Origin of the sequence: Hyphomonas sp. CY54-11-8, assembly GCF_000682735.1 — a bacterium.
Taxonomy (GTDB): Bacteria; Pseudomonadota; Alphaproteobacteria; order Caulobacterales; family Hyphomonadaceae; genus Hyphomonas.
The window spans coordinates 62,001-88,666 of the sequence record NZ_AWFD01000033.1 but is presented as its reverse complement, the minus strand read 5'-3'; the positions used below and the strand labels follow the sequence as shown (position 1 = coordinate 88,666).

Genomic DNA, 26,666 nt, shown 5'->3' with positions numbered 1-26,666 from the left:
GTCATGGCAAGACGCAGGAGTACTCGTGGTCCCTGGTTCTGGCGTGGCACCATCGGTGCCATGCTGACCGGCGTGTTCGGCCTGTTCGCACTGGTCGCTTTCAGCCAGCCGCCAGCCGTGGCGTCTGACACCAGCTGCCGCCTGGACCACAAGGACCCGGCGCATACGATCCTTCTGATCGACCAGTCGGATCCGTTCAATCCGAACGACATGGATTGGGTGCGTGAACTGGTGAACGACGAGGCCCGGTCATTGCCGAAGTTTGGCAAGCTGAGCGTGATGGTTCCTAACGCAGCCGATCCTTACAATCCGAAAGTTCTGTACACGTCCTGCTCTCCGGGAAGCGCCGCCGCCGCCAACCCGATCACACAGAACCCGAAGATGATCGAACAGGCCTGGCAGAAGAAATTCTACCAGCCGCTGGTCGGCACGGTGGAAGAGGCGCTGATGGACAAGGAACAGCCGAGCTCCCCATTGAGCGAAGCGATCTATTCCATCTCCGATCGGGCAGACTTCCAGCCGCAACAGGCCGGGCGCCGGGTCGTGCTGGTGTCAGACCTGATGCAGCATTCCGGCGGCTTCTCCTTCTACAAGATGGGCGCCGACTATGACGCCTATCTGGATTCGGAGCTGGCCGAGACGAAGCCGAAGCTCGAAGGCGTCGACGTCGTCGCCCGCGTCGTGCCGCGCCAGATCTACGACCTGCCGGTCGCGGACGTAAAGGGCTTCTGGCGCGCCTATTTCAACGATGCTGGCGCGACCTACGGGTCTGTGAACTAGTCTTCAAAAACCCCGATCACGGGCACATGGTCTGACGGTTTGTCCAGGCTGCGGGCCTTGCGGTAGATTTCGACGGACTGGAGCCGGTCGGCCGCCTGCGGGGAGACCAGCAAATGGTCGATCCGGATGCCGTGATCCTTCTGGAAAGCGCCGCCCTGATAGTCCCAGAATGTGTACTGGTGGGCGCGGCCGTCGGTGATTTCGAACGCATCCGCCATGCCGAGGTTCTTGATCCGGCGGAAGGCTTCACGCGTTTCGGGCAGGGCGAGGGCGTCATCGGCCCATTTGGTCTCGTCCCAGCAATCCACCGCCGTCGGGATCGTGTTGTAGTCACCGCAGAGGACATAAGGCTCTTCAGCCTTCAGGCGCTCGCGGGCATGATCCAGCAGGCAGGCCATCCATTCGAGCTTGTAGTCGAATTTCGGGCCCGGCGCCGGGTTGCCGTTCGGCAAGTAGAGCCCGCCGACCCGCACCGGCCGGTCGGCCATGACCAGCGCTTCGATGAAGCGGGCCTGGTCGTCCTTCATAGTGGAGAGGCCTTTCGTCACATCCTCCAGCGGATATTTCGAGAGAATGGCCACGCCATTATAGGATTTCTGGCCCAGCACGGCGCAGTTCCAGCCAGCTTCTTCCAGTTCCATATAGGGGAAGGCGTCCGTCTCGCACTTCAGTTCCTGAAGGCAGACGACATCACAATCGATGTTCTGCAGCACTTCCTGCACAGTCGGGAAGCGCGCTTTGATCGAATTGACGTTCCATGTGGCAATACGCATGCGCTGACCTTTAAGCAGCTTCGCCCCATTGTTCCAGCCAGTTCCGGCCCTTATACTCCCGGAAACTTCAAGGAGACCCCCGGCATGGCCCCCAGCTGGATTCAAATGCTGATCGTTGTGATCGTCGCGCTGCTGCTGTTTGGCGGCCGGGGCCGGATTTCCGGTATCATGACCGATATGGCGAAAGGCATCGGCGCCTTCCGCAAGGGCCTCAAGGATGAGGACGAACCCAAGGCGGTCGACAAGGAAGACATGGTCGATGTCACGCCCCAGAAGGACGAAACCAAGGCTTCGTCCTGAACCCTGACGGAGGGCGCACCCCATGCTGCCCGGACTCGGTTTTACCGAACTTATGGTGCTGGCCGTTGCGGCCCTGATCATCGTGGGTCCCAAGGACCTGCCGATGATGATGCGCCGTCTTGGCCAGTTTGTGGGCAAAGGCCGCGCCATGGCGCGCGAGTTCCAGGCCGCCTTTGACGACATCGCCCGTCAGAGCGAACTCGAAGACCTGCGCAAGGAAATCGAGGAATTGAAGATTTCCAATTCGCTGAAGCAGGCGACGAGCGACCTGTCCGACTATGAGAAGGACGTCAACTCCGCCGTCATGGCGCAGTCGCGGTCGGAGGCGGCGGCGAAGCTGGCCGAGCAGACATCTCCGGAAATGCCAGAGTCCAAACCGGAGTCAAAGCGTGAGGCGAAATCCGAACCTGATACCAAGCCCGAAACCCGCCCCGCCCCTGAGCCGAAGGGGGATCCGGCATGACGCACACGCCCCCCAAGGACGAGCAGCCTGAAATCCTGGAAGACGAGGTCGAGACCTCCCGCGCGCCGCTGCTGGAACATCTGACCGAACTACGCTCCCGCCTGATCTGGAGCCTTCTGGCCCTGGCGGTGGCGACGATCGGCTGTTTCTTCTTCGCGCAGGACATCTACGAGTTCCTGCTGGATCCGTTCGCCCGCATGGCGCAGGAGATCCGCGGTGCGAAACTGGACTTCATCTACACTGCGCCGATGGAGTTCTTCTTCGCCAAGCTGAAGCTCGCCCTGTTTGCGGGCATCTTCGTGGCATTCCCCTTTGTCGCCTGGCAGGTCTACGCCTTCGTGGCACCGGGCCTCTACAAGAATGAGCGCGGCGCCTTCTGGCCATACCTGGTTCTGGCGCCGATTCTGTTCTCCTCCGGTGCGGCTTTCGTCTATTACGTCATGTTGCCGATGCTGGCGCGTTTCACCGTGGGTATGGAGCTGACCGACAGCGAGGTCGCAAACATCACCATGTTGCCCAGGGTGGCGGATTACCTGTCACTCGTCATGGCGCTGATGCTGGCGTTCGGCATTTCGTTCCAGCTGCCGCTGATCCTGACCCTGCTCGGCAAGATCGGGGTCGTCAGCTCTGAAGGCCTGTCCAAAGGGCGGAAGTTTGCGGTTGTCGGCATTCTAGCATTTTCGGCACTGTTCACGCCTCCGGATGCAATCTCGCAGATCCTGCTGGCGGCGCCCGTGCTGTTCCTCTATGAGGTCGGCATTCTGAGCGTGAAGTTGATTGAGAAAAAAGAAGCTGAGCGCGAGGCTACTTCCGCGGCGGAATGACCGCTTCGCTGTGCGGCGCTGTTGAAATGACTGCGCGGATGTAGAACCTTACAAATGAGCCTGGCCTTGAGAAGCAAGGAGTAGTCTGTGGCGCGCCTGAAGAGCGTACTGCTCGTGGATTTTGACAATATTTTCGCCGCTACGGGCATGGCCATGGTCGACACGTTGCCGAAATGGCTTCTGTGGCTGACCGATGGTGCGCTGTCGGAGAAGGGACTCCGCCGCAAATTCGTGTCCAAGCGGGTCTATTGGAACAGTCAGTATGACGTGCACCGCGAAGCCTTTCAGGCGGCGGGCTTCGAGACGTTCGACTGCCGGGCCCATGCCAAGACGAAGATCGCCTCGGGCAAGTCCTCGGCCGACATTGTCATGACCATGGATGCCATTGAGCTGCACCACACGATGCGCGGTATCGATGAAATGGTCATCCTGACCACCGATTCCGATTTCGTGCCCGTGGTAAACCGCCTCCAGCTGGCAGGCCTGCGCGTTGTCACGGCGGGCAAGGAAACCGACCCGACCTATCAGCTCTACTCCGAACATGCTGACGGTGTGATCCATATCGGTGCGTTGAAGGCCGCGTTCGATTACGAGCGTGCACCGCGCAAATGGTACAAGCTTCGCTCCGATCCACCGGTGATCGCCCCGCTGCGCCAGCAGGCGGAGCGCCGCTCGCCGCTGATGAAGAAAGTGCGCGAGGCGGTACGAGTCGAGAAGGCAAACGGCACGCCGGACGCGGTCCAGCAGATACGGCTCGCCGCCGATATTGTGATGCAGCTTGGCGCCCGCACCCCTGACCAGCCGCTGCCGCGCAACAAGGTGATCCGGGCGCTGGAGGGCATGGAAGGCTTCCAGACCAAGTATGGCAACCGGGTGAAGCCGTGGCTGGGCCAGAAGAACTTCAAGACGCTGATGCACAAGCTGTCGAAGGAAAACCCGGACATTGAGGTCACGGAACTCGCCGACAAGACGGTGCGGATCGTGTGCCGTGTCCGCGGGCCGCGTAGCCGCCGTGGACGCATGGTCGGTGTGCCATCGCCGCTGGCGCCGCCGCCCAAAAAGCCGGAACCGCCTGTGGAAACGGCGTTGGAGAAGCCGCCTGAGAAATCCAACGGGAAGGCGCCGGAAAAAGTGATCGATACGGCCGTCGAGAAGCCGGCAGAAAAGCCGGCTGCGGCTGAAACGCAAGTGGACGCGCCTGCCGCAGCGGATTAGACGCTGGGGCTATAGAAGACCCTTAAAAGTCATCGAAGGCCCGATCCGATGTTTGACCTCCGTGCGATCCGCGAAAACCCTGAAGCCTTCCGCAAGGCCTGGAACCGGCGCAAGCCGGGCCTCGGCGATGCGGTGGATGATATTCACCGCCACGATGCGGCCCTGCGTACGGCCCTGACCGACAAGCAGGAAGCCGAGAAACTGCGCAATGAAACGTCCAAGCTGATCGGCAAGGCGAAGGCGTCCGGTGACGAGGCGGAATTCGAGCGCCTGCGCAAGGTCGTGGCCGATGCCAAGGAAACCATTGAGGCCTGCGCCGAGCAGGAAGAGGCGGCCCGCGCCGAACTGAACGAACTGCTCTATGGCCTGCCGAACCTGCCACTGGACGATGTGCCGGAAGGACAGGACGAAGAGATGAATGTCGAGAAGCACCGCTGGGGCGAACCGAAGCGCATTAACGGCCCGAAAGACCATGCCGACCTCGGCGAAGCCCTCGGTATGATGGATTTCGAAACCGCCGCCAAGATGAGCGGTGCGCGCTTCGTGCTGCTATCGGGCCAGCTTGCCCGGCTGGAACGCGCGCTCGCCTCCTTCATGCTGGACCTGCAGACCCTGGAACATGGGTACACGGAATGCTCGCCGCCGCTTCTGGTGAAAGACCAGGCGCTGGTCGGCACCGGCCAGTTGCCGAAGTTTGCAGAAGACCTGTTCAAGACCACAGCCGATCACTGGCTGATCCCGACGGCGGAAGTGTCGCTAACGAACATCGTCCGTGAGACAATCATCGAAGCGTCCTACCTGCCGCGCCGTTTCACCGCACACACGCCATGCTTCCGGTCGGAAGCGGGCAGTGCGGGGCGTGACACGAAGGGCATGATCCGCCTGCACCAGTTCAACAAGGTCGAGCTTGTCTCTGTCGTTGCGAACGAGGAAGAGGGGCTCGCGGAGCTGGAGCGCATGACGGAATGCGCCGAGACCGTGCTGAAGCGGCTCGACCTGCCGTTCCGCCGCATGCTGCTCTGCACGGGCGACATGGGGGCAGGGGCGCGCAAGACCTATGACCTCGAAGTCTGGCTGCCGTCGCAGAACACCTATCGCGAGATCAGCTCGTGCTCTTATTGCGGCGACTATCAGGCCCGCCGGATGGACGCGCGCTACCGGCCCGAGCCCGGCGCAAAACCGGAATTCGTGCACACGCTGAACGGCTCAGGCCTCGCCGTCGGCCGGACACTGGTCGCCGTGATCGAGAACTACCAGAACGAAGATGGCTCCATCACCGTCCCTGAGGCCCTGCGCCCGTATCTTGGCGGCCTTGAGGTCATCTCGTGAGAATCCTCCTCACGAACGATGATGGCATCAATGCCCCCGGCCTGTCGGTGCTGGAGGAAATCGCCAAGGAGCTGTCGGACGACATCTGGATTGCGGCGCCGGAAGAGGAACAGTCCGGCAAGGGCCGCGCCATCTCGCTGACGCATCCGGTGCGCACCCGCAAGGTCGGCGCCCGCGCTTTTGCAATCACCGGCACGCCGTCCGATTGCGTGCTGCTGGCGACGCATGACCTGATGCCCGACAAGCCGGACCTTGTCCTCTCCGGCGTCAATCGCGGCCAGAACATCGCCGAGGATACGAGCTTTTCCGGCACGATCGCGGCGGCCATGTTCGGCATGCAGCTGGGCATTCCGTCGATCGCGCTCAGCCAGTCCCAGAATTTCCGCGAGCGCGGCTCTTTGCCATGGGACACGGCCCGGACCTGGGGCGCGAAGACGCTGCGCCCGCTGATCGACATGGGCTGGCCGGACGATGTGGTGATGAACGTGAACTTCCCGGATCTCGAACCCGAGGACGTCCGCGGCGTTCAGATTACCCGTCAGGGCTTCCGCGACGAGTCGATCATCCACACCGACCGGCGGGAAGACCTGCGCGGGAACGATTATTACTGGATCGGCTACAGGGGCAAATTGTCCAAACCTGATGAAGGAACTGACTTAAGAGCGATCTATGAGGGCTATGTTTCGGTGTCTCCGCTACATGTGGACTTGACGCACGAGGCGTTCCTCCAAAAGCTTCGGGAGTCATGGCAGGCCTGATCGCCGATCCCTTTCGCGCAGCCCGGCTCGTTCTCCACCTCAGGCAGGAGGGCGTGACCGATGACGGCGTGCTGCAGGCCATGGAAACCATCGACCGCGCCGCCTTCATCGACGATCCGGGGCTGACCAATCTCGCTTTCGAGAATGCCATGGTGCCGATCCCATGCGGCCAGATCATTCCGCGTCCGGTCACCACGGGGCAGCTGATCCAGGCGCTCGATCTGGAAAAAGGCAATGAATCCCGTGTCCTGTTGATCGGTGCGGGCTCCGGCTACACGGCGGCCCTGCTGGCGCAGCTGGCGGCGGACGTGTTTGCGGTGGAGCGTTTCAACACCCTGACAGACGCCATCCGGCGGCGAATCCTGGATCTCGAATTGCCCAACCTGGCGGTGCGCTGCGGCGATGGCTTGCTCGGCTGGCCGGAACGGGGACCGTACGACCGGATCCTGCTGGCTGGGGCTGTGACAGAGATTCCGGATGTCCTGCTCAGCCAGCTTGGCAAGGGCGGCTTGCTGGTAGCTCCGGTGGTCACGTCAGATGGGCAGGTCCTGATGCGCCTGCACGAGAATAGCGAGCGCCAGCGGCTGGGCTTCCGGCATGCGTTGCCACTGTTGCGCGAAGGCCCTGCACAGGCGCTCTGACTGCGAATTCACGCCTGCAGCCCTTGTTTGCCAATCCCTGCGGCCACAGCTATAGGGGCGTATCTTTTTCAGGGGCCAGAAGAGAGGAAAATCATGGCGAACAAGCACGTAGCGCTGTTCATCGGAGCTGCTTTGTCGGCGCTTCCGGCGGTGGCTCAGGAAGCCGGTGGCCGTCCGGGCGGTGGCCTGTTCGAATTGCTGATCATGCCGATCGGTCTGGTTGCCATCTTCTACTTCCTGCTGATCCGCCCGCAGCAGCAGCGCGCCAAGAAACACTCCTCCATGCTGACGGCCCTGAAGCGGGGCGACACGGTCGTCACCTCCGGCGGCCTCGTCGGCAAGGTGAACAAGGTGTTTGACGACGAAATCTCCCTCGACCTGGGTGAAAACGTGAAAGTTCGCGTGATCAAGACCATGGTCATCGAGGTGCGGGGCAAGGCCGAGCCGGTCGCCGCAAACGACTAGGCCCAACGACTGAGCCCTGCGCCCATGGGCGCGGCCATTCAAGGATTCCCAAATGCTTCAGTTTCCACCCTGGAAGATCGGCCTGATTGCTGTGATTCTTCTGTGGGGCGTCGTCCTGGCGCTTCCGAACGTGGTGAACATGTCCGGCGCGCCGGGCTGGATGCCGAAGAAGGGCGTCAATCTGGGGCTGGACCTTCAGGGCGGCGTCTATCTGATGATGGAAATCGAGGCCGATGAAGTCGTGGCCAACCGCCTCGACGTTTTGTCCCGCGACGTGTCGTCGACTCTCACCACGCCGCAGTCGGACCGCATCTTCAACCTTCCGGAAGTGAAGGGCCGCGAACTGGTCGTACGGCTGACCCGTCCTGACGCCGATGGCAATTTCCGCACCGAAGACGCGCTGAAGCGCCTTCAGAAGCTGAACGGCCCCGTCGGCGGCGTCATTGGCGGCGCGCAGATGTATGAAATGCACATTTCCGGCAAGGACACGATCACCATCACCGTGCCGCAGGCCGCTGAGGAATCGCTGCTGAAGGATGCCCTCAACAAGACAATGACGATCGTGCGCCGCCGCGTGGACCCGGAAGGCGTTTCCGAAATCTCGATCACGCCGCAGGGCAACAACCGGATCATTCTGGAAGCCCCGGGCGAGCCGGACCCGCAGCGCCTGAAAGACCTGCTGAACCGCGATGGCCGGATGACCTTCAACCTGGTCGATTCCAGCCCCGCCGCGATCCAGGCTGCGCAGGCCGGTGCTGTGAAACCGGGTTTCCGCCTGCTGACGGGCGACGAGACAGGCCCGCTGCTGGTGAACAATATTCCGGAGATCGTCGGGTCCGACATCGCCAATGCCGCGCAAGGCTTTGACGAACAAAACCGTCCGCAGATCACCTTCCGTCTGAATGGCAACGGCGCGCGCAAATTCTATGAGACGACGGCCAAGAACACTGGCAAGCAGTTTGCCATCGTGCTGGACGATCACGTCATGTCGGCGCCGAACATCAACGAGCCGATCCCGGGCGGTAACGTTCGCATCACGGGTAACTTTACCCAGCAGGAAGCCATCGACCTCGCCGCCATCATTGAGGCGGGTGAGATGCCGGCCAAGCTGCAATTCCTCGACCAGCGGACCGTCAGCCCGACGCTCGGACAGGACTCGATCAATGCCGGCTACACGGCAGCCCTGATCGGCCTGGCTGCCGTCGCCGTCTTCATGGTGCTGATCTACGGGACGCTCGGCTTCTTCGCGGTGCTGTCCCTGTCCTGCAACATCATCCTGATCTTTGCCGGTCTGTCCGGTGTGGGGGCGACGCTGACCTTGCCGGGCATCGCCGGTATCATCCTGACCATCGGTATGGCGGTGGACGCCAACGTGCTGGTGTTCGAACGGATCCGGGAAGAGCAGGGTGAAGGCCGCTCGCCCTGGACGGCCACGCAGGCCGGCTATGAGCGTGCGTTGTCGACCATCATGGACGCCAACATCACCACGCTGATCGCCGCGACGATCCTTTACCTGCTGGGCTCCGGTCCGGTGAAAGGCTTTGCCGTGACCCTGTCGATCGGCATCGTGACGTCGGTTTTCACGGCCTATGTCGTCACCCGGATGATCACGGTCGGATATATGAAACTGCTGAAACCCAAGCGGTTCGGGATTTAGGGGCTGGAGAGACGCTATGCTGATCAAGTACTGGCCCGAACGGACAAACGTCCCCTTCATGAACATGCGGATTGCCGGGGCTCTGTTCTCGATGATCCTGATTGCCGCTTCCGCCTTCCTGCTGGGAACGCGCGGCCTCAATTTCGGCGTCGATTTCGCCGGCGGTACGGTCATGGAACTGGCCAAGACCGATACGGTCACTGTGCCGGCCGTCCGCGCCGCGATGCCGATCAATGCCGAGGTCAACAGTGCCCGCGGAACGGACGGGCGCGAGATCGTCGTTGTGAAATTCGGCGAAGCGCCGCCGGATCTCCTTGGCGAAGACTTCCAGTCGCTGTCGGACGAGCAGAAAGCGGAACGCGCGTCCGGTGCCACCAACGAACTGATCGTGCAGACATTGTCGGATGCGTTTAATCTGAGCGTTGAGAACGGCGATTTCCTGCGCAACGACTCCGTTGGCCCGAAAGTGTCGAAAGAACTGTTCACGGACGGGATTACGGCGCTGATTGTCGCCCTGGCCATGATGCTGGTCTATATCTGGTTCCGCTTCCAGTGGCAGTTCTCGGTGGGGGCCATCGCGGCGCTGGCGCACGACGTGATCATCACGCTCGGCATGTTTGCGCTGCTGCGGATTGAGTTCAACCTCACCTCCATCGCGGCCCTGCTGACCATCATCGGTTACTCCATGAACGACACGGTCGTCGTGTTCGACCGGATCCGGGAAGATCGCCGCAAGTACAAGAAGATGCCGGACCGCGAAGTGATCGACATGTCGCTGAACACGACCCTGTCGCGTACCTTGCTGACCTCCGGCACGACGCTGATCTCCCTGTTCGCGATCTATTTCCTCGGCGGCCCGGTGCTGCAGGGCATGAGCTTCGCGTTGATCTTCGGTATCTTTATCGGTACCTATTCCTCGATCTTCATCGCCTCGGCGCTGGTCCTGTCACTCGGCATGGACTTCACGAAAAAGACAGTCGAGGAAGTGCAGGGCTTCACGGGAGTCTAGGCACCCGATTGGCTCAAGGGCGGGGGGCCTACTGGCCCAGCATCACGATCCGGTCGCACAGCGCATCGATCGCCTTTTCCGGCGTATTGCTGTGGACGAGGGCCTCGCGGAAGCTTTCCGGCGTGAACTTGCCGTCGATGATGTGGCGCATCAGCTCGAAGAAAGGCGTCCAGAAGCCGTCCTCGTCGAGGAAGGCCATCGGCTTTGCGTGCAGGCCGAGGCGCGCCCAGGACAGGATCTCGACGGCTTCCTCCAGCGTACCGATGCCGCCCGGCAGCACGATGAAGGCGTCCGACTCCTCGAACATCATCTGCTTGCGGGTGTGCATGTCCTCGACGATACGATGTTCGACATCCTCGTAGATCATTTCCTTGGTCAGCAGGAAGCGGGGCATGATGCCCAGCACGTCGCCGGCCGATTCGTGCGCCGCCCGTGCGCAGGCGCCCATCAGGCCGACGCCGCCGCCGCCATAGACCAGCCGGATATCGCGTTTCGCAAGTTCCCGGCCCAGCCGTTCAGCCAGCGCGATATAGTCCGGGCGCACGTCGCCTGACGCACCGCAATACACGCAGACCGACCGCAAATTCGACATCCCCTGAACCTCGTTTTCTTTTCTCATTCCTTCCCTCATATGGGGCGCCATTTGCCCGCGCCAGCGCGAAATTCAGGCGCTTTCAGGCTCAAAGCGGCGCTTTCGGGTTCCCTGTGGGCCCAAACGGCCCCATATCCGGGGGAATGAGTCCTCCACATACCAGCCAGAACCACGACAAGATCGAAAGCGCCGATGGCGGCCTCGGCCCCTCCATCGGGCGCATCCTGAAGCTGCTCTGGCGGCCTGAACTGGCGAAATGGCGCCCGGTCATCGCGATTGCCGTCCTGCTGACGCTCGGCGCCTCGGTGCTGGAAGTCGTCTCACCGCTCGTTGTCGGCCACGCGATCAACCAGGTCGCCCCGTCCGGCGGCGCAGCAGCCTCCTTCAGCACAGCGGCCATCTGGCTCGCTTTCGGCATTGGCGTGCGGTTCGCAGCCGGCGCCATGCCCCAGCTGCGCGACTGGCTGTTCTCGCCGGTCAGCCAGGATGCCCAGCGCGTCGCCAGCGTCGATGCTTTCGGCCATGCCCAGCTCCTGTCGCTGAACTTCCACCAGACCCGCCGTACCGGCGCCCTCAACCGTGTGATCGAGCGCGGCGCCAGCGCCATCGACTACCTAATCCGCTTCCTCGCCTTCAATATTGGGCCCACTTTCGTGCGCCTGATCCTGGCCTCCGTCGCGCTGGGTCTCGCCTATGACTACAAACTCGCGCTTATCGCGGTCGCCACAATCGCAATCTATGTCGTCGCGACGGTCATCATCACCGAATGGCGCGTGCGCCAGCGACGCAAGATGAACGAGGCCGACACGCATTTCCGCGCCACCTCGGTCGACATCCTCACCAATTTCGAGACGGTGAAATCCTTCGCCGCCGAGCGCCGGGAAACCGACCGCTTCGGCAAGGCGATGGCCAATTACAACCAACATTATGTAGAGACCGTCCGGTCCATGTACATCCTGAACGCCACGCAGGCCTTCGTGATGAATGGCGGCCTTGCCGCCGTGCTGGTCCTGTCGGCCTGGAACGTCATCAACGGCACGATGCAGATCGGCGACCTAACGGCCGTCATGCTGATGATGCTGTCGCTTTATGCGCCGCTGAACATCCTCGGCTGGGCCTGGCGCGAGATCAAGCAGGGCGCGGTGGACCTCGAAAAGCTCTACGGCCTGCTCGACATGAAACCCGAAATCACCGACGCGCCGGATGCCATCGAGCTCGCGCATCCCGTCGGCAGCGTGAAATTCGAGAACGTCTCCTTCAGCCATGAGGGCCGCGCCGTCGGCGTGCAGGATGTCAGCTTCGAGCTGGAGCCCGGCAAGAAAATCGCCTTTGTCGGCACGTCCGGCGCGGGCAAATCAACCCTGCTGAAACTCCTCTTCCGCTTCTATGACGTCAAATCCGGCCGCGTGCTGGTCGATGGCCATGACGTGCGGGATCTGACGCAGGAATCGCTCCGCCGCGCACTCGGCCTCGTGCCGCAGGATGTGGTCCTCTTCAACGACACGATTCGCAGCAACATTGCCTATGCGCGCCCGGATGCGACGGATGAGGAAGTGCGCGACGCCGCCCGCCGGGCACAGTTGCTCGACTTCATCGAAAGCCTGCCCGAAGGCTGGAACACCCGCGTTGGTGAGCGGGGCCTGAAGCTCTCCGGCGGCGAGAAACAGCGCGTCGGCATCGCCCGCGTTATTCTTGCCGATCCGGCCATCCTCGTGCTGGACGAGGCGACCTCGGCCCTCGACAGCGCCACCGAACAGGCCGTGCAGGAAGCGCTCGACGAAGCCTCCCAGGGCCGCACCACGCTGATGGTTGCCCACCGCCTGTCTACCGTGAAGTCCGCTGATGAAATCCTCGTGCTGGAAGCCGGGCAGGTGATCGAGCGAGGAGATCATGCCACCCTGCTGTCAAAGCACGGGAAATATGCTGATATGTGGGAAAGACAGGCCCGCAGTGCGAATCTCGAACTTGCGGCCGAATAAGGGCCCTAAAAAGTTGGGATGGGAAAAGAAAGCGTGCTGAATTATGGATGACCTGGACCACAAGTCCACGCCCTGGCTGAATGGCGGCTTCGACATTGAAGGCATCGTCGTGGCCTTCGCTGTATTCCTCGGCGCCCTGCTGCTCGGCTGGCTGTGGGCACCGCTGTTCTGGCTCGGCTTTCTCGCCTTTATCGCGACCCTGTTGGCGACCCGCTGGTCGCAGCGGACTCCGCCGGAACTCGCCAGCGGTATCGTCGCACCGTGTGACGGCATCGTCGTGTCGATTAAACAGGTTGAGGCACCGCCCGAACTGCGCCTGCACACGCCTGTCGTGACCCGTGTGCGCATCTCTTCGGCGCCGGTCTCCACGAACAAGATCTACACGCCGATCTCCGGCAGCCTGGAACATGTCACGCTGGAAGAGGGCGACTCCTCCATCCCGATCGCCATGCGCGCGGATGACGAGGGGCTCGCCCGGGCATGGATGTGCTTTGAAAGTCATAGCCAGCAGGTCGGCATCCGCCTCGCGTCTGGTGGTTTCGGCCCGCGTATTGAGATCGACATGAACGCAGGCGACATTGCCCGCCTCGGCAAACCGTGCGGCACGCGACGCCTCGGCGGCTGGTGCGATCTCTTCATTCCCACCAGTTCCGGCCAGCTGATATGGCCGGGCCAGTCACTCGTCGGTGGTGAGACCGTGATCGGACGCCTCCGCTCCGACGCGCACGATGCGGATGATGACGAGATCGAAGAGGCGTTTGAAATCCAGCGCGAAGCCGCGGCCGGCGTTGCAGAGGAAGATCCGTTCGAGCCTGTGCTTGCCGAAGACGAGGAAGAGGACGAGCAATATGTCTCGCCCGAGGATGCCGACGTTTCGGAAGAAGACCCGGCCATCCTCTTCGCCCGCCTTCGCGAAGCCGCCCGCCGATCCGAAGAGGGCGATTGATCCGCTATAGTCCGGCATAGTCCGTTATAGTCATGACAAGTCATGCAGGGGCATATGTTTGCACCACCGTAGTGCTTTAGGATGGCAGCAAAGCGGGTGGGTATCGACTCTGCCTCATCCCACCACCGCATGCCCGGACCTGTTATACAGCGCGCAATAAATCGTCCATTCTATCCTCCCGGGTAACCTTCCATGCCAGTCTCCCGGGCATGACAAACCGCACCGAATTCTTCTCCCAGGCCTTTTACACGATTGCCCGCGCGATTGCCGAAGCGGACGTGAATGTGGACTTGTTCAAGACGCCTGAGACGATTGCAAAACCGGTGAACCGGTGCGTGCGGGCGGAGCTGAAGCGCCTCGCCATGCTGCTCCGCCGTCTGATCTTCCTGTTGGCGCTGCGGTTGGAGCTCGCGCCGCTGAAGCCGCGCACCGGCAGCAATTATTATGAGCCGAAGAAGGAAGAGACGGAATACCGCTATGTCTTCACCATGGTGCCCGCGCCCTCGCGCCCATGTCCGTATTTCCTGAAAGGACCGGTCACGGTTCCGGAACGCGGCCCTGTCCCAGCCGCACCGCTGATCGCGCGCTGGAACGCCATGCTGGACACGCTGAAACACCACAAGCGCCAGGCGAAATGTCTCGCCCGCACGATCCAGCGCTGGCAGGCGGCGGGTGAGGCCCGGCCGCACGTGCCGCCTATCCCGAACACCCACCGCATGCCCGCCGCCATCGCCCTCGTCTCCGGCGGGCTGACCGTTCAGCTGCTTGAAGCGCTGAAACGGTGGCCGGATCCGGACACGGGCTGAACTTCCCGACAATTGGGTGACTTTGCCGGAGCGCGGGAGCGTGTCCGGGCGGAGGTGCCGGTGAAGGCAGTTATTCCGTTTCCGGACCACCTGTCAGAGCCAGCAGCAGAAGCACGTCGCTTTCCAGCCGCGCGCGTTGTTCCGCCACCATCCGTTCGGCCGAGATCAGGGCACGCCGGCCGTTCAGGAATTCGGTGATGGTGATCTCGCCATACTCGTAGCCTTTCTGGATCGTCTCCAGAATCTTCCGGGAGGACTCGGCTGTCTCAAGGGATTTTTCGTAGAGTGTCATCGAAGCGCCAAGAGACTGCCGCGCAGACTGCACCGCCTGGAAGGCTTCTCGCTGGGCGGTGACGCGGTCCAGCTCGGCAACGGTGGCGCTGGCAGACATTTCCTGCGCATAGGCCCGGCGGGCCGAGCCGCCGATGGGAATACTGACCCGGGCCATGACACTGGTTTCGGATCCGCCAAACTCATTGCCGAAGTCGAGTCCGAAGGTCGGGTCCGGGCGCTTCTCCATCCGCGCGCGCTGTGCCTTCAGCCGGGCCTGTTCTGCGACCAGGCCCGCGCGGCGATAAGACGGTGTGTTCTCGATATCCGCCTCGAACAGGGGGGATATCATCTCATCGGACACATCGAGCGGCGCAGTCCGCTCCGGAAACACGATATCGGGATAGCGGGCGACCAGGGCCGCGCGGGCGACCTGAGCGGCTGTCCGGTCCTGCTCGGCCTGCAATTGCAGCAAACCGGCCTCGGCGGCCAGCTGGTCCGCCCGGATCTGGCGCTCTGCACCTTTGTCCACGGCGATCTGCTGGAGTTCGGCGATGCGCAGCGCTTCCGCCGCCTGAGACGCAGAGGACTCCGACAACAGGTCCGCCCGGCGCCAGGTATTCCAGAGCGAAGCGAACTTCTCCCGCTCGGCGAACAGGGATTGGTCGAGCCCGGTACCGGCAAGGTCGATTTCCAGCTGCGCCAGATTGGAGTCGACCTGGCGCTTGCCCGGCAGGCGCACAGTGCGGGAAATGCCGGCAGACCATTCCGTATACCGGTTCTCCGATGCCAGAGGGTCGTCGATCTTGCGCTGCCCGCCGCTGGCATTCATCTCGAACTCATAAGGGCCGGAAGCGATCCGCCGCGCCGAGGCGCTCGCCCGGTCCACATCGGCCTTAGCAGAGCGGTAAGACGGGCTCGTCCGGATGGCCTGTTCCATCAGGTCGACAACAGGATCGGTCTGGCTGGCGGCAGGTTGGGCGAAGAAGATGGCGCCAGCAAACGCGGCGGCAAGAAGAGGCAGTTTCATTTGAGGCGTCCAAAATCGAGTACGGGTTCGATCCAGTAGGAGATCTGGCGGCGCGGGCAGGCCTGGCGGATGGTTTCCAGAACGAGCGGAATGGCATTCTCCGGCAGGACCATCAGCACAGTGAAGACTTTCATCGCGCCTTTCACCTTTTCCGCAGTCGAGGCGAGATCCATCGAGCTGCCATGGCCGAGCCCATCATGGCTGGTATAGCCGGGCAGCGGCGGGTCAATCGCGTCCAGCGTGTCCAGCACGGTGGGCTGAATGCTTTTCGGGCAGACAAGCGTCAGTTTGCGTAGGGGCGAATCCATTGAACCTCTCCTTGCGGCACACCGGCTGGCGTGCGGTCGACACCGAACCGGCGGTAAAGCACCGGCAGAAGGAACAGTGTCAGAATGGTGGAAGAAACGAGCCCGCCGACCACAACGATCGCCAACGGACGTTGGAGTTCGGAGCCCGGGCCATGCGCGAACAGGAGCGGGACGAGGCCGAGGGCAGCGGCTGTCGCGGTCATCAGGACCGGACGCAGCCGGCGTTCAGCCCCCTGTCGCACGGCCTGTTCCGTGTCGAGACCAAGTGCGCGGAGATCATTGAAACAGGTGACCAGAACGAGCCCATTGAGGACAGCGATGCCGAGGAGGGCGATGAAGCCCACCGATGCCGGAACGGAAAGGTACTCGCCTGACAGGCTAAGCGCGATGATCCCGCCAACCAGTGCAAACGGAATGTTCAGCAGGATCAGCAGCGCCTGCCGCATCGATCTCAGGGTGCCGAACAGGACAATAAAGATCAGGCCGAGTGACAGCGGCACCATCAGTGACAGGCGGGCCGACGCGCGGCGCTGGTTCTCGAACTCACCGCCGAACTCCAGCGTGTAGCCAGCCGGCAACGCGACCGTCGCATCGACTGCGGCCTGAGCATCGGCGACGAAGCCGACAAGGTCCCGCCCTGATACGAAGGCCTGCACCACGGCGTAGCGAGACCCATTTTCGCGGGCAACGGAGGCGAGCCCGGCGACACGGGATACAGTGGCGACATCGGAGAGGCGCACCATCTCGCCGGCCGGGTTCACGATCAGAAGGTTGCCGAAGTCAAAGGCGCCAGTTCCTTCGGCCTGGTTCTGACGGATGACGATCGGAGTCCTTCGGCCTGGTTCAATGACTTCGCCAGCGAGAACACCTTCAAGGCGCGACCGCAGCTCATCCTGGATTGTAATGACATCCAATCCCAGACGGCCGGCCCGAATCGGATCGATTTCGACCTGCAGATACTCGGAAACATCATTCGATGCAGTGAATACGTCCGCGGCGCCCGGAACGGTCGAGATGGCTTGTTCCACACGCCCGGCCAGATCAGCCAGTTCATCGGAGTTGGGTCCGAAGATCTTGACGGCCAGGTCTCCCCGGGAACCCGTCAGCATTTCGGAGACACGCATCTCGATCGGTTGGGTGAAGGAGGACTCAATGCCGACAAAGTCGTCCATGACACTGCGGACTTCTCCGACCAGCCATTCCGTATCCGGCCCACGCCACTCTTCCCGCGGTGCGAGTTCGAGGAACATGTCAGCTTCATTCAGGCCCATCGGATCGAGGCCGAGCTCATCCGAGCCGATGCGGCCAACAATGTGCTCAACTTCCGGAACCTTATCCAGAATGGCGGCTTGCGCGCGCATGGCGTCGGCTTCGCTTTGATTGAGGTTGATGGAGGGAAGCGCCGCGAGCTGCATCACCACAGCCCCCTCATTCATGGTCGGCATGAAAGTCTTGCCCGTGGACGTGTAAGCGAAGCCGGCAAACACCACGCTGATTGCCGCAACCGCGTAGACGATCACCGGCATGTTCAGGGTGCGGTTCAGAAGGCTGCGATATGCCGGCGTAAGTACCCGCATGAGGAAGGTCTCATGCGCTCCGGAGGATTTTAGCAGATAGGATGCAAGCACCGGGATAAGTGTGCACGCAAGCAGAAGGGCGGATCCGAGGGCGAACACGATGGCCAGTGCCACCGGTGCGAACAGTTTCCCTTCAAGGCCTTGCAGCGTGAGCAACGGAACGAAGACGAGGCAGATGATGAAGATGCCCGAAGCGGTCGGCAGAGCGACTTCGGATGCTGCGCGATAGATGACATGCAGCTTGCTGGATTTCGGGTTCTCGTGCAGGCGTTCGACGGCATTTTCCGTGACCACGATGGCACCATCCACGATCATGCCGATCGCGATGGCAAGACCGCCAAGGCTCATCAGGTTCGCCGAGAGGCCAAACATTTTCATCAGGAGGAAAGTTGCCAGTGCAGATGCAGGCAGGATGAGGGTCACGACTAGCGCAGCGCGCCAATCCCCGAGGAAGACGATGAGAAGGGCAATCACGAGAACAACTGCTATCAATAGCGCTTCCGTAACTGTCCAGACTGCTTTTTCGATCAGGTCGGAGCGATTGTAGAAGACTTCGACTCTTGTGCCCTCGGGCAGGCTGTTCTGGAGTTCAGCGAGCTTGTCTTCGACGCCTTTAATGACCGTCCGGGCATCAGCCCCGCGGAGGGCGACAACGATACCTTCGACAGCTTCGCCGGCTCCGTCGCGGGTGACGGATCCGTAGCGTGTGAGGCTGCCAAGCTGGATGGTTGCAATATCACGCAGACGGAGGACTTGCCCATCCGTTTCACGGATCACCAGCGCGCCGATATCTGCTTCGTTTTCGGTTGCGCCGATGGAACGAACGACGAGGGCTTCCTCTCCTTCTGACATCCGGCCGGCGCCGTCATTGCGATTGTTGTTCTCAAGCGCTGTGCGGATGTCATCCAGGCTGATGCCTGCCATCGCCATGGCCGCTTCGTCCGGTGCGATGTTGAATGTCCGAACGCGACCGCCAAGGGCGTTGACGTCCGCCACCCCCGGCAGGGTGCGCAAAGCGGGGCGGATGACCCAGTCGAGCAGGGAACGGCGCTCCTCAAGGGAGAGGTCGTCGCTCTCGATGGTGAACATGAAGACTTCCGACAGGGCGGTGGAGATCGGGGCAAGGCCACCGGAAACCGTTTCCGGGAAATCTCCACTAACAGCCGTCAGGCGTTCGGAGACCTGCTGGCGCGCCCAATAGATGTCTGTGCCTTCCTTGAAATCGATGGTGACGTCGGCGATCGCATACTTCGCCTTGGCGCGCATAACAGTCTGGTCGGGAATGCCGAGCAGTTCCATTTCGAGCGGACGGACAACGCGGGACTCGACTTCCTCCGGCGTCATGCCAGGGGCTTTCAGGATGATCTTGACCTGCGTGGGGGCGATCTCGGGAAAGGCGTCAATAGGAAGGCGGGCCGATGCATAGAGGCCGGCTATGGCCAGCAGCAGGGCGGCGCCCAGGATGAAGATACGCTGCGTGAGCGAAAAGGAAACAAGGCGATCCAGCACGGTCCTCAGACTCCTTCAGCGAGGTTCTTAAGGGCAGCCAGACCGGAGACGGCGACCTGATCGCCGGGGGAGACGCCGGCGTTCAGCACTGCATCGTCGCGGCTGCGGGTGATTATGCTGACTTCCACACGGCGGAAGCCTTCGCCCGTATCGATGAAAACACAGTCTGTACCGTTGATGCGGACGATGGCGCGCGCGGGAATGACGAGATTTGTTTCCTGCTCCGCTGTATCGAGAGACAGGTTGACCAATTGGCCGAGGCGCCATGAGGACGAGGTGGGCAGTTCAATCTTTATTCGGACAGACTGCAAGCGCGCGTCGACCGTGGGATCAATCGCCACCACAGTCCCTTTTCCGGCAGATCCGGGCAGGGATACCGAGGACCCGATCGAGAATGTGTTTGCCACACGCTCCGGCAACGCGACATCAAGCCAGTAGCGCTTGCCGTCAAAGATCGAGAGAAACGGTTCGGACATGCCAACCGCCTCACCGGCAGCGACCGATACGCTGGCCACCGTGCCGGAAGCAGGCGCGACAAGCTTGAAGCGGCCGGCACCGCCCGCGCTGCGTACCGCACTCAGGCGGCGCTGCGAGGCTGCGAGATTAAGGTGAGCCGATTTTGAATCGTGCTCGGCTTCATCTGCTTCCTGCGCGGAACGCAATCCGAGTTCACGAAGCTCCAATGCGCGCTCAAGCAGGTGATCCATGTGTTCGGCCATGATGCGCTGGGATTCGACTTCCGCGCGGGCCGTTTCATATTCAGGACTGTAGAGTAGGGCGACCGGATCTCCGGCCTCCACTTGCATGCCGGGAATGACCAGCGGCTCCAGCAGCACGGCTTCGAACGGGCTGGCGACGGGCGAGGAGTTCCCCGGAGGGGCAATCACGGTTCCAAATGTCCGTGTACCCTCAATGGAGCTCTCTGTCCGAACAGGTTCAGTCGTAATGCCGAGCGCTTTCCGGCTCGCCGCAGTGACTTCAACTGTCTGGGAAAGTGCTGGTTCGCCTAATATTGCCAGTGAGGTAACCGCAAGCGCTGTGCGCAAAACCCAATTCACCATCGTCTTCTCGCCGTGTCGTGGTTTCTGTCCATGACAACGTTCTGACAGCGCTCACTGACGCCAGCCTGACGGGGAATTGCGCATCTGCATGTGTGGCATGCGGAATTTGCAGCACCCGCATGCTTAAAAATCAGGCAGGGCGAGCGGTTGGAAACCGAAGGGCAAGACCGGAGGACTCCGGCAGGCAGGTGACCAGTTCGCCGCCATGGGAGTCGGCAATCCGGTCAGCAATCGCGAGGCCAAGCCCCGCTGCACCGCCCGGGGCCCGGTCAGCCCGGATGCCACGCGCCTTGAGCCGTTCCAGTTCGTCCGATGTCAGACCCTGTCCACCGTCTATGACAGCGAGGTTAGCCCCGGGGCCCGCGCGGACGATAACTTCGCTGCCTTCGGGAGCGGCGCGGAGGGCATTGACGATCAGGGTCCGCAAGGACGCCGCCACGGCTTCCTCCAATCCGCGGAATGGGGCGGGATGGTCGGTTTCCACAGACAATTCCCTGCCAGCCTGGATCGCGGCAGGGGCGAGCTCCGCCACGATGCGGCGGGCCAGACTGTCCGGCTCGATCAGGCTGCGACGTTGCGCCGTGTCCGGCGCATTGCTGCGGGCGAGCAACAGGAGCTGGTCGACCATGTCAGACAGTGCGTGGATCTGTGCACGCAAGGGAGCCGCGTCTTCTGCTGGCAACTTGTCGAGCGAGAGCGCGAGGATCGAGAGCGGGGTTTTCAACTCGTGCGCAGCGTCGGCGGCAAAGGCTTCCTGCCGTCTGGCATGTTCTGCCAACCGGCTGGTGAGTTCGTTGACAGCGTCCGTAAATGGCGTGAGCTCTGCAGGCAGTGCGTCGGGTGGCATTTGGTAGCTGCGAAGGTCTTGCGCGGCTTCCCTGACATCGCCTGCAATGGCTTTCAACTGGCGCTCCACGCGGCGCACGACCAGAAGCGCGCCAATGCCGAAGAGGGCGAGGAACACGCCAAAGGGGACGAGCACATGCTCGGTGATCTCGCGTACTGTTCGCCAGAACGGCGGTGGGTTCGGGCTGAGCAGGCCGTACTCATAGATCACCATGAGGGTGAGCACGACACCTCCCGCAAGGCCGGAGATCAAAAGGCCGCGCAGCAGTCTGCCAGCGATGGAGTTCATGATGTTCTCCGGTTTCCGAACAGATACCCGACACCCCGGACCGTGTGGAGGATGTCCTCTTCACCGGCCTCGGCGAATCTACGCCGCAGTCTTGATGCGACAGCTTCGAGCGCGTTGGGTGTCACGGGATCCGCGGCGCTATAGAGTGCGCCTTCAATCCGTTCGCGTGGAACGACCTTGCCAGCATTACGAAGGAGAATTTCCAAGAAATCCGCTTCCTTGCGTCCAATTGCAAGCGGCCGGCCGGAGAGTTCTGCCTGCCGGCTGGTTGTATCAAAGGTGACGTCGCCGACCGTCAGGACGACAGGGTCGCGGCGGCCGGGCCGGCGGATCAGCGCTCGCAGACGGGCGGCGATTTCTTCGACTTCGGCAGGTTTGACCAGGTAATCGTCCGCCCCTGTGTCCAGACCGGTAACGCGGTCATCCAGGGTGCTGCGGGCAGACAGGATCAGAACGGGCGGGCGGTCCGCCGGCAGGCCGCGCAGCCAGTCGATTCCATCGCCATCCGGAAGGCCGAGGTCCAGCATGATCACGTCGAATTGCCCAACGGCCATGTGATCGTCAGCTTCGGCGATACCGCCGGCAATGTCGCTGTCGATGCCGCGCGCGCCAAGACGCTCGGCCAGCAGGCTGGCCAGTTCGCGATTGTCTTCGATGATCAATGTTCGCATGCGTATCTGGAGTCCGGAATTTTAAAGTATCTTACCAGCAAAAGCTGACATCGTCCTGACCAGTTGCGCCTGCTGAACAATGACCTCCGGCAGCCTCCCTTGGGCCAGCGCGGGATGACTGCGGAAGGACGGCCGGGTGCGACGTCCTGAACTGGACAAGTGCGACTTGCAGGTTATTGCATCACCAGATGAGCCAGTATCACGATCTTCTCGTTGCGCTGCGGAAAATAACCCGCGCCATTGATATGCACTCCAAAAAGCTGGCGAAGGACACCGGATTAACGGCGCCCCAATTGCTGGTTCTGCAAAGTGTCGCTGGCGCCAAGCGTGCGAAACCGAGTGACATCGCGCGGCAGGTTCACCTGTCGCAGGCGACGATCACATCGATCGTGGACCGGCTGGTGCGGGCAGGGCTGGTTGTCCGGGAACGCAATGAGCATGACCGGCGGAGCCTGGAAGTCGTGATCACTGAAGAGGGGAAGCGGCGCCTGGTAGATGCGCCCGAGCTCCTTCAGGAGGGGTTCCTGTCATCTTTCAATGGGTTGGCAGACTGGGAAAAGTCGCTTCTCGTTTCCAGCATGCAAAAAGTCGCGTTCATGATGAACGCAGACAATCTTGATGCCGCACCAATCCTGCAGGTCGGCGATATAAGCGATCCGGGAACCTAACGGTTCTCAATCTGCTCCAGCTCATTTTCCGGAGGCGTGTCCCACTGGATGTGCCGGCCATCGAGCACAACGATGTTGTCGCGGCTGACGATGGTCGCATTCGTCTGGAAGCCCAGCAGTTGCTTGGCAGGAATTTCCTTGTTTCGCGCGAGGATCAGGGTTTCCTCTGCCGTGAAGTTTGAGAGACCGCGGGCGCGCTCATTTCCGGATTCATCATAGATGTGGAGTACATCACCCCGGACGAAGGTGCCCTGGATCGATTGAATGTCTTGGCGCAGCAATCCGCGTTCCCCGCGGCAAAGCGCGTCGGCTGACTCTTCGGAGACCACAATGCTGCCGGCCATCTGAAGGCGGTCGGTCAGCCAGGCCGTCCAGTCGGTCGCCGGCTTGTCGTGTGCGATGCATCTGGTGTGCTTGCGCGACCCGTCGAGCAGGGAGGTCACCGGATTTTCCGCTTCACCATTCCCGATGATTGTGGTGCAGCCTGAGTTCTGGGCCATATTTGCGGCCTGCATCTTTGTCAGCATGCCACCGCTGCCGAGACTGCTCACGCCTTTGGTGACTTCGAGGAATTCGTTCACGTCATTCACGGTTTCGACCAGTTGTGCGCCTGGCTCTTCCGGATTGCGATCGTAGAGGCCATCCACGCAGGTCAGGATGATGAGAGTTTCGGCCTGCACCATCTGGGCGACCTTGGCCGCAAGCCGGTCATTGTCGCCGACGCGGATTTCTTCGGTCGTAATGGAGTCGTTCTCATTGACGATTGGCGTGATGCCGGCCTGAATCAGCCGGTGCACTGTGTTCTTCGTATTGAGGAAGCGGCGCCGGTCTTCGAGGTCTTTCAGCGTGATCAGCACCTGTGCGATGTCGAAGCTGTATTCGTGTGCGACCTGCTTGTAGGCATTCAGCAGGATTGGCATGCCGCACGCGGCAGCTGCCTGCTTGTCCCGCAAACCAGCCGTTTCCTGTGTTTCACCGATCGTGTTCAATCCGAGTGCGACAGCGCCGGATGAGCAGATCAGGACTTCATATCCATCATCGCGGAGCGTTTTAACATCGTTCAGCAATTGCTGCATGAACGCCCATCGCGGCGTCAGCAGCTCTTCATTGGCCAGTAGGCTGGATCCGATCTTGATAACGATACGCTTAGATTTAGGCACACAGGGCTCCCTTGGTTCCTCGGGCTACGACCTAGGCTGCGTTGGGTTGGTTCGCAACACGATTAGAGCACAAAGTAACAGTCTTTGGCTTAATATGCGGTGATAGCCCCGTATTTCTTCCAGAATTAACAGTTCATTGGCCGTAATTGTTCCGAAAGCAGGCTGCAAACGAAGGGGAACCGCAGCAGAATATTTGAATTCAAAGTAAGATCGGCCTATGTGCGGGGCATTCAGATTCGGAGGTTTCATGCACGTATTGATGGTTGGTTGTGGAAATATGGGCGCGTCACTGCTGGCCCGTTGGGTAGATGTCCCGGGTATGACTTACTCGGTCGCTGACCCGGTCGCGACGTTCCCGGATTCACGTGTCAAATCCTTCAAGTCAGCAGAAGACGTCGAAGGTGGTCCGTTTGACCTGCTGGTTATCGCCGTGAAGCCGCAACTGATCGAGGACGTCATTCCGGACTACCTCGATCACCTTAAGGCAGATGCTCCCGCGCTTTCCATCGCTGCGGGCGTATCCTGTGAGCGGCTGGAATCGATTGTTGGTGCGCGTCCGGTCATTCGCGTCATGCCCAATCTGCCCGCCAGCATTGGGAAGGGCGTGAGCGGCCTGTATTTCACCGACAAGACTCCGGACGGTGCGAAAGAGACGGCGCGGCAGATGATGAGGGCTGCCGGCACTATCGTGGAGGTCGAAGAGGAGTTCGATCTCGACAAGGTGACCGCCATTGCGGGTAGTGGACCGGGTTATGTCTTCGAGATCGCGCGAGCCTACATGGAAGCGGCCAAGGAGCTTGGCTTCGAAGAAGAGCAGGCCCGCAAACTGGTGCTCGACACCATTGCCGGAACGATCGAGATGGCTGTCGGCTCGACCGATGACCTGGCCGACATGCGCAACGCCGTGACCAGTAAAGCGGGCACCACCGAGGCGGGCTTGAACGCCCTGAATGGAACCGGAGACCTTTCCCGGTTGTTGATTGGGGCAACACAGGCAGCGTACAAGCGCGCAGTCGAGTTGAGGTAACGCATTTCATAGCGATGCAGGGGCAGGGCATGATGATATCACGCAGGACATGCAAGCGACGTCAGACTTTCATGACGCGCGTACCAATGGAGTGCGTTTTCTAGGCGCAATGCGGAAATCGCCAAGGCAGCAAAATCTCTCGATGGGCCGCTTCAGTTGGCCCTTTTCGAAATACGAACACCTGAAAAAGTGAGCCTATGAATTACGAAGCTCTGATCTCTCTTGCGGTATACTTTGTTCTGATGCTGGCCATCGGCCTTTATGCATACCGAAAATCCACCAGTGATGTTTCCGAATACATGTTGGGCGGGCGTAAGCTTCACCCAGCCGTCGGTGCGCTGTCTGCTGGCGCATCCGACATGAGCGGATGGATGCTCATGGGCCTTCCGGGCGCGGTTTTCGTGTCCGGGTTCAGCGCTGCCTGGATCGCTGTGGGTCTCGTTATTGGCGCGTATCTCAACTACCTCTTTGTTGCGCCTCGTCTGCGCGTCTACACAGAGCTGGCAGACGACGCGATCACCATTCCGGACTTCTTCGAAAAGAGATTCCACGACAAGTCACGTGCGCTGCGTGTTCTTTCTTCGGTCGTGATCGTTATCTTCTTTACACTGTATACGTCTGCGGGCGTCGTTGCTGGTGGCAAATTGTTTGAGGCCTCGTTCGGTCTCGATTACCAGCTGGGCTTGTTCCTGACAGCCGGTGTGGTTGTTGCCTACACGTTGTTCGGCGGATTTCTTGCCGTCAGCCTGACCGACTTTGTTCAGGGCTGCATCATGTTTGTGGCGTTGATCCTCGTGCCAGTCGTTTCCTTTATCGTCCTGAAGAACGAAGGTGACTGGGCCTCGGCTGCTGCTTCCGTTGAGCCTGGCTATTTCGGCATGTGGCCGAAGGGCATGACTGTGATGGGGGTCATCTCATTGCTTGCCTGGGGGCTTGGCTATTTCGGCCAGCCGCACATCATCGTCCGGTTTATGGCTATCCGTTCCCTCAAAGATATTGCCACGGCCCGCTATATTGGCATGAGCTGGATGATCGTGACGGTGATTGGTGCCGTGCTCACGGGGATCGCCGGCTATGCCTACACTTATGCTCACGGCACTCCTGTGGATGATCCTGAGACGATTTTCATCATTCTTTCCCAAATTCTGTTCCACCCGCTTGTGGCCGGTTTCCTGCTAGCAGCCATTCTCGCGGCGATCATGAGTACGATTTCGTCTCAGTTGCTTGTGTCTTCCAGCTCGCTAACGGAAGACTTCTACAAGACGTTCCTTCGCAAGGAAGCGAGTCAAGGGGAGCTGGTTGCGGTTGGCCGGATATCTGTGCTTGTCGTTTCGCTGGTCGCGATCGGGTTGGCATTTGATCGATCCAGCAACATCCTCTCGCTGGTCGGCAATGCTTGGGCCGGTTTCGGCGCTGCATTCGGGCCGATTATCCTTCTCAGCCTCTATTGGCGTGGTCTTACCCGGAACGGTGCGTTGGCAGGCATGATTGTCGGGGCTGTCACGGTGTTGTTCTGGCTCTATGCGCCGATTGAGATCGACGGGAAGTCGCTCTCCGACATTATCTATGAGATCGTGCCGGGCTTCGTGCTGGGTGGTACAGCTGCCATTGTGGTCAGCATCGTGGGCCGGGATGTGTTGCCTCACGTTGCGCACCGCTTCGGCGAGATGGAGAAGTTGATGCAGGAAGACAACAGCTAGGCTGCACCCCAAA

Annotated in this window: 25 protein-coding genes and 1 pseudogene; 17 read left to right on the top strand and 9 right to left on the bottom strand. The window is 61.1% G+C overall.

Annotated features, from left to right (window positions below):
- Positions 1 to 3 precede the first annotated feature (3 nt).
- The gene (locus HY17_RS13135) at positions 4 to 780 is read left to right on the top strand and encodes a hypothetical protein (protein WP_139068997.1); all 777 of its coding nucleotides are present in this window, start codon (positions 4 to 6) and stop codon (positions 778 to 780) included.
- On the opposite strand, the gene xth is transcribed toward HY17_RS13135, so the two are convergent.
- On the bottom strand, positions 777 to 1,553 hold the full coding sequence (xth, locus tag HY17_RS13130) for an exodeoxyribonuclease III (RefSeq protein WP_034767254.1): 777 nt from the start codon (positions 1,551 to 1,553) through the stop codon (positions 777 to 779). The genes HY17_RS13135 and xth overlap by 4 nt on opposite strands.
- A gap of 84 nt (positions 1,554 to 1,637) precedes the next feature.
- Here xth and HY17_RS13125 point away from each other — a divergent pair, with 84 nt between their 5' ends.
- From HY17_RS13125 to secF, 10 genes and pseudogenes are all read left to right on the top strand, one after another.
- A complete protein-coding gene (locus tag HY17_RS13125; protein ID WP_034767252.1) occupies positions 1,638 to 1,853 on the top strand; it encodes a twin-arginine translocase TatA/TatE family subunit in 216 nt (71 codons plus the stop codon).
- Between the two features lie 22 nt (positions 1,854 to 1,875).
- Positions 1,876 to 2,074 (top strand): annotated as a pseudogene (gene tatB / locus HY17_RS20750) (Sec-independent protein translocase protein TatB); the annotation flags it as partial.
- A 238-nt stretch (positions 2,075 to 2,312) separates the two neighbouring features.
- Positions 2,313 to 3,140 carry a twin-arginine translocase subunit TatC gene (tatC, locus tag HY17_RS13115; RefSeq protein ID WP_175354486.1) on the top strand — a complete coding sequence of 276 codons (828 nt, stop codon included), beginning with the start codon at positions 2,313 to 2,315 and terminating at the stop codon, positions 3,138 to 3,140.
- Between the two features lie 87 nt (positions 3,141 to 3,227).
- Positions 3,228 to 4,355: an NYN domain-containing protein gene (locus HY17_RS13110; RefSeq protein WP_034767250.1), complete on the top strand. Its 1,128-nt coding sequence runs from the start codon at positions 3,228 to 3,230 to the stop codon at positions 4,353 to 4,355.
- Positions 4,356 to 4,403: 48 nt separating this feature from the next.
- Positions 4,404 to 5,684 carry a serine--tRNA ligase gene (gene serS / locus HY17_RS13105; RefSeq protein ID WP_034767248.1) on the top strand — a complete coding sequence of 427 codons (1,281 nt, stop codon included), beginning with the start codon at positions 4,404 to 4,406 and terminating at the stop codon, positions 5,682 to 5,684.
- Positions 5,681 to 6,442: a 5'/3'-nucleotidase SurE gene (surE, locus tag HY17_RS13100; RefSeq protein ID WP_034767246.1), complete on the top strand. Its 762-nt coding sequence runs from the start codon at positions 5,681 to 5,683 to the stop codon at positions 6,440 to 6,442. Before serS ends, surE begins: the two co-directional genes overlap by 4 nt.
- A complete protein-coding gene (locus HY17_RS13095; protein ID WP_034767244.1) occupies positions 6,430 to 7,083 on the top strand; it encodes a protein-L-isoaspartate O-methyltransferase in 654 nt (217 codons plus the stop codon). The genes surE and HY17_RS13095 overlap by 13 nt, the downstream gene beginning before the upstream one ends.
- Positions 7,084 to 7,176: 93 nt before the next feature.
- Positions 7,177 to 7,548: a preprotein translocase subunit YajC gene (gene yajC / locus HY17_RS13090; RefSeq protein WP_051600079.1), complete on the top strand. Its 372-nt coding sequence runs from the start codon at positions 7,177 to 7,179 to the stop codon at positions 7,546 to 7,548.
- 52 nt (positions 7,549 to 7,600) lie between these two features.
- Entirely contained in the window at positions 7,601 to 9,205 is a 1,605-nt protein-coding gene (gene secD, locus HY17_RS13085) for a protein translocase subunit SecD (RefSeq protein ID WP_034767241.1), read from the top strand.
- Positions 9,206 to 9,221: 16 nt separating this feature from the next.
- The gene (gene secF, locus HY17_RS13080; RefSeq protein WP_034767238.1) at positions 9,222 to 10,214 is read left to right on the top strand and encodes a protein translocase subunit SecF; all 993 of its coding nucleotides are present in this window, start codon (positions 9,222 to 9,224) and stop codon (positions 10,212 to 10,214) included.
- A 28-nt stretch (positions 10,215 to 10,242) separates the two neighbouring features.
- Here secF and HY17_RS13075 read toward each other — a convergent pair whose 3' ends face one another.
- On the bottom strand, positions 10,243 to 10,806 hold the full coding sequence (locus HY17_RS13075) for a TIGR00730 family Rossman fold protein (protein ID WP_034767531.1): 564 nt from the start codon (positions 10,804 to 10,806) through the stop codon (positions 10,243 to 10,245).
- Between the two features lie 143 nt (positions 10,807 to 10,949).
- Here HY17_RS13075 and HY17_RS13070 point away from each other — a divergent pair, with 143 nt between their 5' ends.
- From HY17_RS13070 to HY17_RS13060, 3 genes are all read left to right on the top strand, one after another.
- Positions 10,950 to 12,785, top strand: coding sequence for an ABC transporter ATP-binding protein/permease (locus tag HY17_RS13070; protein WP_034767236.1), 1,836 nt, complete (start codon positions 10,950 to 10,952; stop codon positions 12,783 to 12,785).
- Positions 12,786 to 12,828: 43 nt separating this feature from the next.
- Positions 12,829 to 13,731 carry a phosphatidylserine decarboxylase gene (locus HY17_RS13065; protein ID WP_034767234.1) on the top strand — a complete coding sequence of 301 codons (903 nt, stop codon included), beginning with the start codon at positions 12,829 to 12,831 and terminating at the stop codon, positions 13,729 to 13,731.
- A gap of 209 nt (positions 13,732 to 13,940) precedes the next feature.
- Positions 13,941 to 14,537 carry a hypothetical protein gene (locus tag HY17_RS13060; protein WP_034767231.1) on the top strand — a complete coding sequence of 199 codons (597 nt, stop codon included), beginning with the start codon at positions 13,941 to 13,943 and terminating at the stop codon, positions 14,535 to 14,537.
- A 70-nt stretch (positions 14,538 to 14,607) separates the two neighbouring features.
- Here HY17_RS13060 and HY17_RS13055 read toward each other — a convergent pair whose 3' ends face one another.
- The 6 genes from HY17_RS13055 to HY17_RS13030 all read right to left on the bottom strand — a co-directional run bounded on the left by HY17_RS13055 (position 14,608) and on the right by HY17_RS13030 (position 22,098).
- The gene (locus tag HY17_RS13055) at positions 14,608 to 15,837 is read right to left on the bottom strand and encodes a TolC family protein (RefSeq protein WP_034767227.1); all 1,230 of its coding nucleotides are present in this window, start codon (positions 15,835 to 15,837) and stop codon (positions 14,608 to 14,610) included.
- Entirely contained in the window at positions 15,834 to 16,145 is a 312-nt protein-coding gene (locus HY17_RS13050; RefSeq protein ID WP_034767225.1) for a DUF3240 family protein, read from the bottom strand. The genes HY17_RS13055 and HY17_RS13050 overlap by 4 nt, the downstream gene beginning before the upstream one ends.
- A complete protein-coding gene (locus HY17_RS13045) occupies positions 16,121 to 19,231 on the bottom strand; it encodes an efflux RND transporter permease subunit (protein ID WP_034767223.1) in 3,111 nt (1,036 codons plus the stop codon). Before HY17_RS13045 ends, HY17_RS13050 begins: the two co-directional genes overlap by 25 nt.
- A gap of 5 nt (positions 19,232 to 19,236) precedes the next feature.
- The gene (locus HY17_RS13040; RefSeq protein WP_081813143.1) at positions 19,237 to 20,292 is read right to left on the bottom strand and encodes an efflux RND transporter periplasmic adaptor subunit; all 1,056 of its coding nucleotides are present in this window, start codon (positions 20,290 to 20,292) and stop codon (positions 19,237 to 19,239) included.
- A gap of 130 nt (positions 20,293 to 20,422) precedes the next feature.
- A complete protein-coding gene (locus tag HY17_RS13035; protein ID WP_034767218.1) occupies positions 20,423 to 21,427 on the bottom strand; it encodes a HAMP domain-containing sensor histidine kinase in 1,005 nt (334 codons plus the stop codon).
- The gene (locus tag HY17_RS13030; protein ID WP_034767215.1) at positions 21,424 to 22,098 is read right to left on the bottom strand and encodes a response regulator transcription factor; all 675 of its coding nucleotides are present in this window, start codon (positions 22,096 to 22,098) and stop codon (positions 21,424 to 21,426) included. Before HY17_RS13030 ends, HY17_RS13035 begins: the two co-directional genes overlap by 4 nt.
- 188 nt (positions 22,099 to 22,286) lie before the next feature.
- Here HY17_RS13030 and HY17_RS13025 point away from each other — a divergent pair, with 188 nt between their 5' ends.
- Positions 22,287 to 22,766 (top strand): MarR family winged helix-turn-helix transcriptional regulator, encoded by a 480-nt coding sequence (locus tag HY17_RS13025; RefSeq protein ID WP_034767212.1) that lies wholly within the window; start codon positions 22,287 to 22,289, stop codon positions 22,764 to 22,766.
- Here the strand turns inward: HY17_RS13025 and proB are convergent.
- Positions 22,763 to 23,926, bottom strand: a complete 1,164-nt coding sequence (gene proB / locus HY17_RS13020) for a glutamate 5-kinase (protein ID WP_034767210.1) — start codon at positions 23,924 to 23,926, stop codon at positions 22,763 to 22,765. The two genes, HY17_RS13025 and proB, sit on opposite strands and share 4 nt — an antisense overlap.
- Before the next feature lie 247 nt (positions 23,927 to 24,173).
- On the opposite strand from proB, the gene HY17_RS13015 reads away from it, so the two are divergent.
- Together HY17_RS13015 and putP are read left to right on the top strand one after the other, a co-directional pair.
- A complete protein-coding gene (locus HY17_RS13015) occupies positions 24,174 to 24,953 on the top strand; it encodes a pyrroline-5-carboxylate reductase (RefSeq protein WP_034767529.1) in 780 nt (259 codons plus the stop codon).
- Between the two features lie 197 nt (positions 24,954 to 25,150).
- The gene (gene putP, locus HY17_RS13010) at positions 25,151 to 26,653 is read left to right on the top strand and encodes a sodium/proline symporter PutP (RefSeq protein WP_034767208.1); all 1,503 of its coding nucleotides are present in this window, start codon (positions 25,151 to 25,153) and stop codon (positions 26,651 to 26,653) included.
- Positions 26,654 to 26,666 lie beyond the last annotated feature (13 nt).

Coding starts and splice junctions, on each gene's coding strand:
- HY17_RS13135 (WP_139068997.1), top strand. CDS start 4: ATGGCAAGACGCAGGAGTACTCGTGGTCCCTGGTTCTGGCGTGGCACC.
- xth (WP_034767254.1), bottom strand. CDS start 1,553: ATGCGTATTGCCACATGGAACGTCAATTCGATCAAAGCGCGCTTCCCG.
- HY17_RS13125 (WP_034767252.1), top strand. CDS start 1,638: ATGGCCCCCAGCTGGATTCAAATGCTGATCGTTGTGATCGTCGCGCTG.
- tatC (WP_175354486.1), top strand. CDS start 2,313: ATGACGCACACGCCCCCCAAGGACGAGCAGCCTGAAATCCTGGAAGAC.
- serS (WP_034767248.1), top strand. CDS start 4,404: ATGTTTGACCTCCGTGCGATCCGCGAAAACCCTGAAGCCTTCCGCAAG.
- HY17_RS13095 (WP_034767244.1), top strand. CDS start 6,430: ATGGCAGGCCTGATCGCCGATCCCTTTCGCGCAGCCCGGCTCGTTCTC.
- yajC (WP_051600079.1), top strand. CDS start 7,177: ATGGCGAACAAGCACGTAGCGCTGTTCATCGGAGCTGCTTTGTCGGCG.
- secD (WP_034767241.1), top strand. CDS start 7,601: ATGCTTCAGTTTCCACCCTGGAAGATCGGCCTGATTGCTGTGATTCTT.
- secF (WP_034767238.1), top strand. CDS start 9,222: ATGCTGATCAAGTACTGGCCCGAACGGACAAACGTCCCCTTCATGAAC.
- HY17_RS13075 (WP_034767531.1), bottom strand. CDS start 10,806: ATGTCGAATTTGCGGTCGGTCTGCGTGTATTGCGGTGCGTCAGGCGAC.
- HY17_RS13070 (WP_034767236.1), top strand. CDS start 10,950: ATGAGTCCTCCACATACCAGCCAGAACCACGACAAGATCGAAAGCGCC.
- HY17_RS13065 (WP_034767234.1), top strand. CDS start 12,829: ATGGATGACCTGGACCACAAGTCCACGCCCTGGCTGAATGGCGGCTTC.
- HY17_RS13060 (WP_034767231.1), top strand. CDS start 13,941: ATGACAAACCGCACCGAATTCTTCTCCCAGGCCTTTTACACGATTGCC.
- HY17_RS13055 (WP_034767227.1), bottom strand. CDS start 15,837: ATGAAACTGCCTCTTCTTGCCGCCGCGTTTGCTGGCGCCATCTTCTTC.
- HY17_RS13050 (WP_034767225.1), bottom strand. CDS start 16,145: ATGGATTCGCCCCTACGCAAACTGACGCTTGTCTGCCCGAAAAGCATT.
- HY17_RS13040 (WP_081813143.1), bottom strand. CDS start 20,292: ATGGTGAATTGGGTTTTGCGCACAGCGCTTGCGGTTACCTCACTGGCA.
- HY17_RS13035 (WP_034767218.1), bottom strand. CDS start 21,427: ATGAACTCCATCGCTGGCAGACTGCTGCGCGGCCTTTTGATCTCCGGC.
- HY17_RS13030 (WP_034767215.1), bottom strand. CDS start 22,098: ATGCGAACATTGATCATCGAAGACAATCGCGAACTGGCCAGCCTGCTG.
- HY17_RS13025 (WP_034767212.1), top strand. CDS start 22,287: ATGAGCCAGTATCACGATCTTCTCGTTGCGCTGCGGAAAATAACCCGC.
- HY17_RS13015 (WP_034767529.1), top strand. CDS start 24,174: ATGCACGTATTGATGGTTGGTTGTGGAAATATGGGCGCGTCACTGCTG.
- putP (WP_034767208.1), top strand. CDS start 25,151: ATGAATTACGAAGCTCTGATCTCTCTTGCGGTATACTTTGTTCTGATG.